We start from the raw sequence: 12954 nt of genomic DNA, 5'->3' as shown, positions 1-12954 counted from the left end.
CCACCAGCGGACAACGGATAAGCCGGAAAGGTGGGCCTCTTAGCAGCAGGCGCACATCCCGGGCAAGTGAACGGCGAGGAGGGGCTGGCCTTTCCGAGGTGCGTCATGCCCGCCCGCCCACCTCCTGGGTGCCCCCCTCCGAGGGAAACTCGGGGGTCGTCAATCCGGTCCCGCTCCAAGAGGACCCGGGAACCGGCCGTCTGGATGGCCGCCGCCGGGGGTCACTTCTTCCGGGTGCGCTCGGCCTCCTGGGCCCGGGCCTTCTCCCGGAAGTCGCGGGCGAAGGTGGTGTACCGGTCCTCGGCGATGGCCTGGCGCACGTCCTTCATCAGGGTGAGGAAGTAGTGGAGGTTGTGGAGGGTGTTGAGCCGCATGGCCAGGATCTCCCCCGCCACGAAGAGGTGGCGCAGGTAGGCGCGGCTGAAGTTGCGGCAGGTGTAGCAGGTGCACGCCGGGTCCGCCGGCCGGGGATCCTTGGCGTAGGCGGCGTTGCGGATGACGACCTTGCCCTCGGAGGTGAAGAGCAGGCCGTTGCGCGCGCAGCGGGTGGGCAACACACAGTCGAACATGTCCACCCCGTGCTCCACACAGGTGACCAGGTCCACGGGCGTGCCCACGCCCATGAGGTAGCGCGGCTTGTCCCGGGGGAGCAGCGGAGCGGAGAAGGCCACGCCCTCGTGCATGGCCTCGGGGGTCTCTCCCACCGAGAAGCCACCGAGCGCGTAGCCGGGCAGGTCCGCCGCGCACACCTCCTCGGCGTGGGCCTTGCGCAGCTGCTTGTCCAGGCCGCCCTGGACGATGCCGAAGAGGGAGGAGCGCTCGCGGCTCCAGGCCTTCACGCACCGGTGCAGCCAGCGCGTGGTGCGCGCCAGGGACTTCTCCATGTAGGCCCGGTCCTCGGTGGAGGGCGGGCACTCGTCGAAGGCCATGATGATGTCCGCGCCGAGCGTCTCCTGGATTTCGATGGAGCGCTCGGGGGTCAGCAGGATGTGGCGCCCGTCCAGGTGCGACTGGAAGGCCGCGCCCTCCTCGGTGATCTTGCGCTTCTCCGCGAGGCTGAAGACCTGGAAGCCGCCGCTGTCGGTGAGCATGGGGCGGTCCCAGGAGATGAAGCGGTGCAGACCGCCCATCTCCCCCACCAGGTCGTCTCCGGGCCGGAGCATCAGGTGGTAGGTGTTGCCGAGGATGATTTGAGCATCGAGCGTCAGCAGATCATCCGGGCCCACGCCCTTGACGCTGCCCACGGTGCCCACGGGCATGAAGATGGGCGTCTCGATGAGACCATGAGGGGTGTGCACCCGACCCCGGCGGGCGCGCGAGCCCGAGGCGTCCTCGTGCAGCAGCTCGTAGCGCACCAGACTCGGCGGAACGCGGGTGTCACCCTTCTCCTTGCGCGGCTCTCCCATTGCGTCGTGTCTCCTACTCCGTCACCAGCATCGCGTCGCCGTACGAGAAGAACCGGTAGCCGGCGGCGACCGCCTCCCGGTAGGCCGCCAGGGTGCGCTCCCGGCCGAGCAGCGCGCTCACCAGCACCACCAGCGTGGAGCGCGGGAGGTGGAAGTTGGTGAGCATCACGTCCACCTGCCGGAAGGCGAAGCCGGGGCGGATGAAGAGGGTCGTCTCGCCGGGACCGGCGCGCAGGCGCCCCGTCTCGGGGTCCGTGGCGGACTCCAGGGTGCGCACCACCGTGGTGCCCACCGCCACGACCCGGCGGCCCTCGGCCTTCGCGGCGTTCACCGCGTTGGCGGTGGCCTCGGAGACGAAGTAGCGCTCCGGGTGCATGTGGTGCTTCTCCAGGTTCTCCTCGCGCACGGGCAAGAAGGTGCCCGGCCCCACGTCCAGCGTCACCTCGACGCGGTGGATGCCCCGGGCGGCCAGGGCCGCGAAGGTGGAGTCGGTGAAGTGCAGCCCCGCGGTGGGCGCCGCCACCGCGCCCGACGCCCGCGCGTACACCGTCTGGTAGCGCTCGGCGTCCGAGGCCTCCGGGGCGCGGGTGATGTAGGGGGGCAGTGGGAGGCGGCCGGCCTTCTCCAGCACCTCCGCGAGCGACGTGCCCGGCGCGGCGTGGAAGCGCACCTGGTACTCCCCTCCTCCGAGCGCCTCCAGGACCTCGGCCTCCAGCCCCTCGGGGAAGGACACGCGCGCCCCGGGCTTGAGGCCCTTGGAGGCCTGACCGAGGCAGATCCACTCGAGCGCCTCGGCCGCGCCGCCGAGCGCCTGTGAGGTGAGCGTGGGAGCGGAGGGGCGGACGACGAGCAGCTCCACCCGGCCGCCGGTGCCGACCTTGGAGCCGAGGAGACGGGCGGGGATGACGCGCGCGTCGTTGACGACCAGCAGGTCGCCCTCTCGCAGCAGGTCGGGCAGCTCGGCGAAGCGGCGGTGGGTCCACGCGCCCGAGGAGCGGCTCACCACCATGAGGCGGGAGGCATCGCGGGCCGCGAGGGGGGCCTGGGCGATCTGCGCCTCGGGGAGCTCGAAGTCGTAATCGGAGAGCAGTGACGACACGGAGGTGGGGCTTGTAACAGCCCGGACGCCGCGACGGAACGGGATGTGTCAGTAGAGCTGCTGGAGCTCGGTCCCCGGGTAGTAGTGCAGGAGGATGTCGCGGTAGGAGAGGCCCTCGTCCGCGAGCGCCTTGGCGCCCCACTGGCACAGGCCGGCGCCGTGGCCATAGCCGCGGCCATTGAAGTGCCAGCCGCCCGAGGTGCGCTCCACGTCGAACTCCAGGCTCTTGAGCTTCGTGTAGCCGAGCTTCCGCCGGAAGGCCGCCCCATCGAGCGAGGCGCCGCCCGAGGTGGCGACCCGGTTCACCCGCTGGGTGGGGGTGCGGGAGGTGACGCGGAAGCCCTCGGTGGACTGGCCGAGGGCGGCGCGCAGCTCCGAGTCGGAGACAGTGGCGCTCCAGCGGCTGGCGGGCAGGCGGCCACACGGGCAGTCCACGGCCTGCAGGTAGGGGAGGTCGCGCTGGAGGGCATCCTGGCCGGTCTCGGTGCGGCCGCCGCAGGAGGCATGGAAGTAGGCCTCGATGGGGGCGAGCTCGTAGGTGAGCACCTCGCCGCGGGTGGCCTCCACGGCGGCGCGGGTGCGCGGGTCCTCGCGGTTGACGCCGCCGTAGACCTGATGGAGCACGCTGCTGCCCATGTGGAAGGGGCTGCCGTAGGTCTCGAGCTTCTTCTGGAGGGCGTAGGTGCGAGCGGCGACGGCCTGGGCCTTGAGGGCTTCCGGAGGGAAGGAGACGGGCATCTCGCTGCCGAGCACGGCGGTGAGGTAGTCCTCGAGCGGGATGACGTTGATGAGCTGAAGCCCGTCCTTGTAGAGGCGCACCACCACGTCGCCGCGGACCTGCATATCGCCCGCGCGCAGGGGGGAGGAGCCGGGCACGCCCGCGTCGTCCGAGTCCGCGCCGGCGCGGAAGCGCACCGCGTTACCGATGACGGGCGCGCCGTTGAGCTCCAGCCGGGAGCCGCGACGACGAACGGTGACACCGTCCTGGCTGAGGGGGGAGAAGCGGGCGTCCTCGGTATCGGGACCGAAGGACAGGCCCCGACCGCTCACGCGCACCTCGCCCTGGGAGTCCCCCATGGCGATGCGCATGGTCTCCACGGCGAGCGCCTGGAGGGGCGCGAGCAAGAGCAGCAGCAGTGCAACAGGTCGCGACATGGTGGGCAGTGTAGGGGTGGATGCGTATGGCTCAAGAAATCGGCCGGCGGATGACGGAGAATGCCGCCCCCGTGTCCCCTGCCCCCGACATGTCCCGGTTGACGGCCGCCGAGCTTTGCGCCGCGCTGCGAGCGCTGCCCTACCGCCAGGCGGCGTTCCTCGTGACGAGGCTGGTCCAGGGCCGCACCCTGGAGGAGAGCGCGGTCTTCTACGGCATCTCCCGGGAAGCCTTCTCCGTGCACCTGCTGCGAGCGGGGCTGGCGCTGACGGAGGCGCTGACCCTCCCCAGCCGTCCACCGGAGAACGACGCGGAGGAGGACGTCTGGGCGCGAGCGCTGGCCGAGGCCCTGGAGCGAGAGACGGCGACCATCCCCCAGGTGTTGGCGGAGACGGTGGCAGTGTGCCGGAGACTGCGGACGCTGGGTGGGGAGGTGGCGGCGGTGCTCGAAACCACCGAGCGAGAGGAGGAGGAGTCACCGAAGCGCCGGAGGGAGGACTGGCTGAGGAAGCTGGCGGTGTTGGCGCTGCTGGGGCTGACGGCGTACATGTACTGCAACCGCCCCGAGGAGCCGCCGGAGCGCCCCACCCCGACACGACCCCGGGAGCGCTGAGGCTGGACGGAGCAAGCGGCGGCGCGTAAGGGAGACACATGCGCGCTGCGAGCCTTGCCTTGCTGATGCTGGCCCTCGTGGGATGTCACAAGCAGGTGGAAACCCGGGTGGCCGGTTCGGACGACGATCAGCTCACCACGTACGAGGCGCAGCTCGAGGAGCTGCGGTCCAGGGGGACGGAGGGGAACCTGACCTGTGAGGACCGATGCACGCTGACGACGCGGACGTGCGAGGTGGCTGAAAACCTCTGCGGGCTGGTCGAGGCGCATCCAGATCGAACGGATCTGCCGCAGAGGTGTGTGCAGGCGAGGGAGTCCTGCGCGGAGGGAACGGACAGCTGCACACGTTGCCGGGAGCGCTGAGCCAATCGAGCGGCCCTCGAACACAACCCCTCTCCCTCTGGGAGAGGGACGGGGTGAGGGTATCCGGCCCACGGGTTGTACCCAGGACCCCCTTCCCTCCCGTACGATACCGAGGTCCACCCAGGAGTCCCCATGACCCGCCGTCTGTCCATGCTGTTGCTGTCGACCTGGCTCACCGTGCCGAGTCTGGCGTTCGGGGAGGATCTGACGCCCGAGCAGATGGCGCGGATCCGGCGCGACGAGAAGGAGGCGATGGACAAGGTGAACGCGGCGCACGGCAACAAGAAGCCGTCGGAGCTGAGCACGGAGGAGCGCCGGGAGATCATCCGCGAGCAGCAGGAAGCCGCGCGAGGGGTGATGGACAAGCACGGGGTCTCGGCGAAGGACTACGCGAGACAGACGGCACGGATGGGGCCGAAGGGGAACGAGGCGGTGGCGGCGGCGGAGAAGAGCCTGGAGGCGAAGGAAAAGGCAGCGGGGGCCGGGGAGGCGAAGGCCGGGGGAGAGGGGACGGAGGAGATCCAGATCCAGCAGGGGATCAACGAAGAGAACCCGGTGATGCTGGAGGAGCAGGAGGGCGCGCCGCCGACGGTGGAGATGGGCATTCCGGCGGGAGAGGAAGACCCGGGGGCCGAGCAGCTACCCTCCGAGGCCGTGCCCTCGGAGGAGCAGTAAGCCGCGAGCCCTACCCCCAGCGCCGCTGGAGCCAGACGGAGTCATAGGGGCAGGAGCAGTCGGTCTCCTCGGGCTCGGGGTAGACGTAGCGCTCGCCCTTGTAGTTGCGGAACAGGGTCTCGTGCTCGCCGCGCTCGAGGACGTAGTCGGGCTGGAGGGTCACCTTGCCACCGCCGCCGGGGAGGTCCACGGCGAGGTGGGGGACGGCGAGGCCGGTGGTGTGACCGCGGAGCTGCTGGAGGATCTCCATGCCCTTGGAGATGGGGGTGCGCAGGTGCTCGCAGCCCTGGGCGACGTCCATCTGGTGGAGGTAGTAGGGGCGGACGCGGATGCGCAGCAGGGAGTGGGAGAGCTCCTTGATGATGCGGGCGTCCGAGTTGAGGCGCCGCATGAGGACGGCCTGGTTCTCGACGGGGACGCCGTGGTCCACGAGCCGCTCGCAGGCCTCGCGGGCCTCGGGAGTCACCTCTTTGGGGTGGTTGAAGTGGGTGACGACGTAGACGGGGGCATAGCGGCGCAGGAGCCGGGCCAGCGAGTCGGTGACACGCATGGGCAGGCACACGGGGACGCGGGTGCCGATGCGAACCATCTCCACATGGGGAATCTCGTGGAGGGGGGCGAGCAGCTCCTCGAGCCGCTCCTCGGAGAGGAGGAACGGATCTCCGCCGGAGATGAGGACGTCACGGACCTCGGGGTGACGGCGGATGTAGTCGAGGCCGCGGCGCATCTGCTCCTTGGAGAGCTCGGCCTCGCCGCCCTTGGTGATGCGGCGGCGGGTGCAGTGGCGGCAGTAGACGGAGCACGTGTCGAGCGCGAGGAAGAGCACGCGGTCCGGGTACTTGTGGACGATGGCCTCCTCGGGGCGGGTCTTGTCCTCGCCGAGCGGGTCCTCGAGCTCACCGGGGCGGATGCGGGCCTCGGCGCGCACGGGGATGGACTGCATCCGGATGGGGCAGAGCGGATGGTCCCTGTCGATGAGGGACAGGTAGTAGGGGCTGATGCCGATGCGGAACAGGGAGGAGGTCTCCTGCACGCCGGCGCGCTCATCGGGCGTGAGGGGGACGTACTTCTCCAGCTGGGCGAGGTTGCGCACGGCGTGACGCTGGTGCCAGCGCCAGTCGGCCCACTCGGCGTCGGTGGCCTCGGGAAAGAGGGCCCGGCGCCCGGCCTCGGAGGCCGGACGCGCGGAGGCGCCCTTGGAGGGCGGCACTGGGGGGAGCATCACGCCGCCTTGGCCTGATCGCGCCACCACTGCTGACCGGCCTCGGGCAGCGTGTAGATGGGGTCGAAGTACTCGTACTTGCGGGTGAGGGCCTCGGCGTCATCGCCCTCGATGCCGGTGCGGTAGTTCTTGGTCCAGTACGAGATGCCGCGGACCTGGTCGTACTCGGCGACCTGGTGGATCCACCGCTTCCCGACGAAGGGCACGTCGCAGACGATGCGCGGGGTGGCGAAGCCGGGCATGTACCCCATGATGTCGTGCTGGAGCTTCTGGGCCTCGGCCACGCTGAGGCGCCAGTGCTCCGAGTTGGGGATCATGTCGCACATGTAGAAGTAGTACGGGAGGATCTTCGCGTGATCGAGCAGGGTGAAGCACAGCTCGAGGAGATCCTTGGGGGTGCTGTTCACGCCGCGGAGCAGGACGCCCTGGTTGCGCACGTCGCGGAAGCCCATGTCGAGCAGCTTGCGGACGGCCTTGCCGACGAGCGGGGTGAGCTGGCGGGCGTTGTTGACGTGGGTGTGGAGCGCGAGGTCCACGCCGCGCTCATTGGCCTTCTTGGCGAGCCGATCCAGCCCCTGGAGGACGGAGTCCTGGAGGAAGTGCTGGGGGATGGCCATGAGGCCCTTGCTGGCCAGGCGGATGTCCCGGATGTTGGGGATGTCGAGCAGGGCGCTGACGAAGGGCTCGAGGGCCTGGATGGGGAGGTTGGCGATGTCGCCGCCGCTGACGACCACATCGCGGACGGTGGGCGTCCGGCGCAGGTAGTCGAGCATCTGCTCGTAGCGCTCCTTCTGCCCGAGCTGGAAGCGGTGCTTCTGGACCTGGGGCACGTCGTTGCCGACGAGGTCCATGCGGGTGCAGTGGCCGCAGTACTGGGGGCAGGTGGGGAGCATCTCCGCCAGCACCTTGGTGGGGTAGCGGTGGGTGAGACCTTCGACGGCCCACATCTCCGCCTCGTGGAGGCTGTCGCGGCTGGCCTTGGGGTGATTGGGCCACTCGGGGTGCCGGTCGTCGAAGGCGGGCAGCATGTAACGGCGGACCGGGTCGTTCCACAGGTCCGTCTCGTCCAGGGTGTTGAGCATCTGGGGAGGGACGAGGATGGACATGGTCGCCCGCTCGCGCTGATCGCGCTCGAGGCTGGCCAGGAGGTCATCGGGCAGGAGGTGGCCGAGGACGGCCTTGAGCTCCTTGAGGTTCTTGACGGTGTGCTTGCGCTGCCAGACGGAGCTCTCCCAATCAGCCTGGGTCACGTCCTTGTAGCCGGGCAGGCGCCGCCAGTCGGGCTCCACGAACTCGCGGCGGAGCGGATAGGAGAAAGGCTGCTGCGCGGGGCCGGCCGAGGAGGCCTTGCCGCGGATGGGCGTCGTCATGGCGATCCACCTTAATGGAAACAGCACCCGGGAGTCGGGGTCCCGGGTGGAGCTCCCTCTTTACCCAACAAAGAGAAGAGGGCAACGAATGCGTGACTACTCGACGGCGATGTTGATGAGCTTGGCCATGTCCCCCTCGGTGATGTTCACCTTCTGGGGCTTGCTCTGCTTGCCGTCGAGCTTGAAGACGACCGTGTGGCTGCCCACCGGGAGGATCACCGGGTTGCCGAACGCGGCGGGGGTATCGCGGCCGGTGTACTTGCCATCGACCCAGATCTGGGCACCGAGCGGCTTGGAGCTGCAGGCGAGCTTGCCCTTGGCGGCGGTCCGAGGGGTGGAAGTGGAGGCCTTCGCCACGACGGGCTTGGGCTCGGGCGTCTTCTTCACGACCGGACGCTCGGGGGGCGGAGCAGGCGGCTCCTCCTTCTCGAGCGAGAAGGCCACCTTCACCTCGGTCTCGCCCTCGGAGCGGAACTTGCTCGAGAAGGGCTTGTAGCCCGCGCGCTTGACGGTGAAGGAGTAGTTCTTGCCGATGGCGAGGTCGTTGAGCTTCGCGTCGGGGGTCTTGCCCACGCGCTTGCCGTCCACCTCAATCTCCGCGCCGGCCTCGCCAACGAACACCGCGGCGAACGTGGTCGGCTTGGCCGGCTGCACCGGAGCGGACGGGGTACCCGTGCCGGTTCCAGTGGCCGAAGCGGTGGTCTGCGGCTCGTCGTTCTTGTCCGGAGTGTCCGCCGCATGCTGCGAGTCCGGCGGCGTAGCGGCCTGGGTACCCGTACCCGTACCCGTACCGGTGCCGGTCTCGGTCCCCGTGGTGGCGACCTGGGAGCCGCTGCCCGCCGGCTTGGCGGGCGCGTCTGCGGGAGGCTCGGCGTCCAGGGTCACGGAAACCACCTGGGGGCTCTGTCCCTTGGCGACGGAGACTTCCTGCTCGGCGGGCAGATGACCCGGAGCGGTGGCGGTCAGCTTGTGGGAGCCCTCGGCGAGCTCGATGACCTGGTTCTGCGCGACGATCTGCCCGTCGATCCGGACCTCGGCGCCCTCGGCGGGCTGGACGGAGATCATCAAGCTGCCGGTGTTGGGACCGGAGAACAGCACGACGCCCAGGAGCACGATCACGATCAGTGCGGCGCCCGCGGCCACTCCGATGAGGGCCTTCGGGGGGAGCTTCTTCCCGATGGAAGAAGCACGCGGAGCCGACTTGCCGGACACGGGCTTCGACTTCTCCTGAGCGGAATCCTGCGCCCCCGGAGAGATGTCGATGGGGCCGGTCGCCTCCTCTTCCTGCGGATCTCTCGCCGACTCCAGGTCGTGAGGCTCCTCGCCATACTCGTCCGGAGACTCCTCGTCGGACATCCGCTGTTCGTCGTGCTCCGCCTCCGAGTGCTGGGAGGAATACGGATCCTCCTCATCCATCTCGAGCCGTGGCCGCTGGCCGGTGGGCATCGGGCTGACCATGGTACCGCCCGATTCGATCTGGCCGACGCGGGTGGCGTTGGACTCGACGGGCTCGTCCGAGTCCGGACGCGCCGTGGGAGCGGGCCCGACGACGGTGGCACCCGAGTAACCCTCCCCTTCCTCGCCGATGACCACCTGCTGCCTGCCGGCGCCGCGGAACTTCTCGCGAGGCGTGGGAGGAATGGTCTCGTCCTCGGGAGGCAGGTAGCCGCCGGTCTCACCGGTCAGGCTGTCATCGACCAGCACACTGGCCGAGGGCTCCGGAGCGGAGGAATCCGGCCGAAGGGCGCGGGCCGAGTCGACGATCTGCGTCTTGTCCCCTGCCCCATCGAGCTCCGCCAGCTCCTCCTCGGTGGGGGGCGGCACATAACCGCTCTTCACGGCGGGCTGGGCCGGAGAGGTGGGAGAGCGACCGGCCACGGGGGTGGCGGGGGTGGCCTGTTGCCGCCGCTGCGAGCGGGAGATGTCACCGGTGACGCCGGAGGTCTCGATCTGCTCCGGGCGCTCGACGGTGGAGTAGCGCTCCATCTTCTCGGCCTCACGGATGATGTCCTCCGCGAAGGCCTCCTTCATGAAGCCGGACAGGTGCTTGGACGAGTAGATGGCGTCGCCGGCGAGGAGGAACCGCATCAGGTCCTCCTGCAGATCCGACCCCCACTGGTAGCGATCCTCCGCATCGCGGGCGAGGGACTTCATCAACACCTTCTCGAGCCCCGCCGGGATGTTCGGATTGAACTGCCGCGGCATGGGCACGTCCGCGCTGCGGACCTTCTCCAGGGTGGAGAAGTCCGACTCGCCGACGAAGAGCCGCTCGCCGGTCAGCAGCTCGTAGAGGATGACGCCCACGGCGAAGACGTCGCTGCGGCGGTCGATGGGCAGGCCGCGGACCTGCTCCGGGCTCATGTAGCCGAACTTGCCCTTGAGGATGCCGGCCTGGGTCTTCTGCGAGCGGTTCGCCGCCTTGGCGATACCGAAGTCGATGATCTTCACCTCGCCTTCGTACGAGATGAGGATGTTCTGCGGAGACACGTCGCGGTGGATGATGTTCAGGTCCTGCCCGCGCGCGTCCTTCTTGCGGTGCGCGTAGTCGAGGCCCTCGCAGATCTTCGAGGCGATGAAGACGGCCTGGGCCGTGGGCATGATCTCCTTGCGCCGCCGGTAGCGCTCCAGGAGCGTGCGCAGATCCCGCCCGGCCACGTACTCCATGGCGATGAAGTAGGTGTCCTCGTGTTTGCCGAGCTCGTGGATGTGCACGATGTTGGCGTGGTTCAGCTGCACGCTGATCCGCGCCTCGTCGATGAACATCGTGATGAACTCTTCGTCCTCCGCCATCGTCGGGAGGATCTTCTTGATGGCGAGGATCCGCTCGAACCCTTCGACGCCGAAGGCCTTGGCCGTGAAGACCTCCGCCATGCCGCCAACGTTGATACGCTCGAGGAGGAGGTACTTCCCAAATAGGGTCGGCTTCTTCATTGCGTGGATCCGCCCGCACCCGGAGGGCCACAGCGCCGTCCGAGGAGCAGTGGGTGGGAAAACCGGACGAACCCGGGACTTTAGTCGGAGCACGAACGGGGAGTCAAACCGCACCTGGAGGTGGATTCCCCAAGAGTTCCAGCCACTTGGGCCAGAAACGCCGCCGTCCGAGCGATGACCCGAGCGAGCGTCCGGCCGCTCAGGCCTGGGAGCAAGGGAGCATGGAAGCGCATGCGCCCGGGACGCCAGGCCTCCGGGAGGACCCCTGGAGCCCGCAAAGGCGAAGGCCCCGAGTTCTCACGTGATGTGAGGACTCGGGGCCTTCAAAAAAAATCCGGCAGCGACCTACTCTCCCGCGCGGTTTCCCGCGGAGTACCATCGGCTCTGGAGGGCTTAACTTCCGTGTTCGGGATGGGAACGGGTGGGACCCCTCCGACATTGCCACCGGAAAACATGTGACTCGTACATACAAAGGGTAGTTTCAATTCCTGCTGAAAAGCTCTGTGCCTTCTTCCGGGCCCGGCGCCGCTGTTTGTAGCGCGCTCGGGGCCTCGACCTCGGCCTCGAATCTCCAGACTCCCTCCGGTTTACACCGGGGAGCCTGCCAGAGATTGAGGTATAGTAAGCCGCTCGACCAATTAGTACCGGTTAGCTCAACGTGTTACCACGCTTACACACCCGGCCTATCAACGTCGTAGTCTTCGACGGGTCTTCTGGGGCTTGCGCCCGGGATACCTGGTCTTGAGGTCGGTTTCCCGCTTAGATGCTTTCAGCGGTTATCCAATCGACACATGGCTACCCAGCGATGCCTCTGGCGAGACAACTGGTACACCAGCGGTGTCTCCAACCCGGTCCTCTCGTACTAAGGTCAGAGCCTCTCAAGTATCCTACGCCCACAGCAGATAGGGACCAAACTGTCTCACGACGTTTTGAACCCAGCTCGCGTACCGCTTTAATTGGCGAACAGCCAAACCCTTGGGACCTGCTCCAGCCCCAGGATGCGATGAGCCGACATCGAGGTGCCAAACCTCCCCGTCGATGTGAACTCTTGGGGGAGATAAGCCTGTTATCCCCGGAGTACCTTTTATCCGTTGAGCGATGGCCCTTCCATTCAGGACCACCGGATCACTATGACCTGCTTTCGCACCTGCTCGACATGTCTGTCTCGCAGTCAAGCTCCCTTATGCCATTGCACTCGCCGCCCGGTTTCCAATCGGGCTGAGGGAACCATCGCGCGCCTCCGTTACGTTTTGGGAGGCGACCGCCCCAGTCAAACTACCCACCAGACAGTGTCCCAGCTCCCGTTGAGGGGGCATGGTTAGACACCAGAATCCGACAGGGTGGTATTTCACCGTTGCCTCCACCGAACCTAGCGGCCCGGCTTCAAAGGCTCCCACCTATCCTACACAGTCGAACCCTAGTGTCACTGTCAAGTTGTAGTAAAGGTTCACGGGGTCTTTCCGTCTTGCTGCGGGTAAACTGCATCGGCACAGCTATTTCAATTTCGCTGAGTCCCTCTCCGAGACAGTGCGGAAGTCGTTACTCCATTCGTGCAGGTCGGAACTTACCCGACAAGGAATTTCGCTACCTTAGGACCGTTATAGTTACGGCCGCCGTTTACTGGGGCTTCGGATCATCGCTTCGCCTTGCGGCTGACGAATCCCCTTAACCTTCCAGCACCGGGCAGGAGTCAGACCCTATACGTCGGCTTCGTGCCTTCGCAGAGTCCTGTGTTTTTGGTAAACAGTCGCTACCGCCATTTCTCTGCAACCTCTCTCGGCTCCAGCTGTACGCCTTCACCTACCAGAGGCCCACCTTCTTCCGAAGTTACGGTGGAAATTTGCCTAGTTCCTTGGAGGAGAGTTCTCTCAAGCGCCTTAGGATTTTCTCCTCACCCACCTGTGTCGGTTTGCGGTACGGACACCCTGTAGACTCCCCGCGGAACTTTTCTTGGAAGCCGAGCATCAGCAACTAACCCCTTGCGGGGCGCCGTCGGGTCTCGGGGATAGCTGCCGCGCCTTTTCATCGTACGCGACACCCCTACGCCTTTGGACTGGCACAACCACCGGCCAGCTCGCCTAGCTTTCTCCGTCCTTCCTCGGTTCAACGTCTACAAGATGGCG

9 protein-coding genes and 2 rRNA genes (1 of these 11 cut by a window edge) are annotated in these 12954 nt (G+C 67.5%); 3 read left to right on the top strand and 8 right to left on the bottom strand.

Annotation, left to right across the window (positions count from 1 at the left end):
• Nucleotides 1-221 precede the first annotated feature (221 nt).
• The 3 genes from tgt to JRI60_RS20090 are packed head-to-tail and all read right to left on the bottom strand — an operon-like array spanning nucleotide 222 to nucleotide 3660.
• Nucleotides 222-1406 (bottom strand): tRNA guanosine(34) transglycosylase Tgt, encoded by a 1185-nt coding sequence (gene tgt, locus JRI60_RS20100; RefSeq protein ID WP_204227468.1) that lies wholly within the window; start codon nucleotides 1404-1406, stop codon nucleotides 222-224.
• Between the two features lie 13 nt (nucleotides 1407-1419).
• Nucleotides 1420-2505, bottom strand: a complete 1086-nt coding sequence (gene queA, locus JRI60_RS20095) for a tRNA preQ1(34) S-adenosylmethionine ribosyltransferase-isomerase QueA (protein WP_204227467.1) — start codon at nucleotides 2503-2505, stop codon at nucleotides 1420-1422.
• Nucleotides 2506-2553: 48 nt separating this feature from the next.
• Nucleotides 2554-3660 carry a SpoIID/LytB domain-containing protein gene (locus JRI60_RS20090; RefSeq protein WP_204227466.1) on the bottom strand — a complete coding sequence of 369 codons (1107 nt, stop codon included), beginning with the start codon at nucleotides 3658-3660 and terminating at the stop codon, nucleotides 2554-2556.
• 89 nt (nucleotides 3661-3749) lie between these two features.
• On the opposite strand from JRI60_RS20090, the gene JRI60_RS20085 reads away from it, so the two are divergent.
• The 3 genes from JRI60_RS20085 (at nucleotide 3750) to JRI60_RS20075 (ending at nucleotide 5308) form a co-directional block, all read left to right on the top strand.
• On the top strand, nucleotides 3750-4271 hold the full coding sequence (locus JRI60_RS20085) for a hypothetical protein (protein ID WP_239470620.1): 522 nt from the start codon (nucleotides 3750-3752) through the stop codon (nucleotides 4269-4271).
• A gap of 38 nt (nucleotides 4272-4309) precedes the next feature.
• Nucleotides 4310-4633 (top strand): hypothetical protein, encoded by a 324-nt coding sequence (locus tag JRI60_RS20080; RefSeq protein WP_204227465.1) that lies wholly within the window; start codon nucleotides 4310-4312, stop codon nucleotides 4631-4633.
• A 132-nt stretch (nucleotides 4634-4765) separates the two neighbouring features.
• The gene (locus tag JRI60_RS20075) at nucleotides 4766-5308 is read left to right on the top strand and encodes a hypothetical protein (protein WP_204227464.1); all 543 of its coding nucleotides are present in this window, start codon (nucleotides 4766-4768) and stop codon (nucleotides 5306-5308) included.
• A 10-nt stretch (nucleotides 5309-5318) separates the two neighbouring features.
• Here the strand turns inward: JRI60_RS20075 and JRI60_RS20070 are convergent, their stop codons facing one another.
• The 5 genes from JRI60_RS20070 to JRI60_RS20050 form a co-directional block, all read right to left on the bottom strand.
• Complete coding sequence (locus tag JRI60_RS20070) at nucleotides 5319-6530, bottom strand: KamA family radical SAM protein (protein WP_204227463.1); 1212 nt, start codon at nucleotides 6528-6530, stop codon at nucleotides 5319-5321.
• A complete protein-coding gene (locus tag JRI60_RS20065; protein WP_204227462.1) occupies nucleotides 6530-7900 on the bottom strand; it encodes a KamA family radical SAM protein in 1371 nt (456 codons plus the stop codon). Before JRI60_RS20065 ends, JRI60_RS20070 begins: the two co-directional genes overlap by 1 nt.
• A 96-nt stretch (nucleotides 7901-7996) precedes the next feature.
• Nucleotides 7997-10831 carry a serine/threonine protein kinase gene (locus JRI60_RS20060; RefSeq protein WP_204227461.1) on the bottom strand — a complete coding sequence of 945 codons (2835 nt, stop codon included), beginning with the start codon at nucleotides 10829-10831 and terminating at the stop codon, nucleotides 7997-7999.
• Nucleotides 10832-11163: 332 nt separating this feature from the next.
• Nucleotides 11164-11280 (bottom strand): 5S ribosomal RNA (rrf, locus tag JRI60_RS20055).
• A 168-nt stretch (nucleotides 11281-11448) separates the two neighbouring features.
• Nucleotides 11449-12954 (bottom strand): 23S ribosomal RNA (locus tag JRI60_RS20050) (it continues 1462 nt past the right edge of the window).

Source organism: Archangium violaceum (genome assembly GCF_016887565.1).
Taxonomy (GTDB): domain Bacteria; phylum Myxococcota; class Myxococcia; order Myxococcales; family Myxococcaceae; genus Archangium; species Archangium violaceum_B.
Note: the sequence above shows the minus strand (reverse complement) of the source record. Positions and strands in the feature narration are given on the sequence as shown.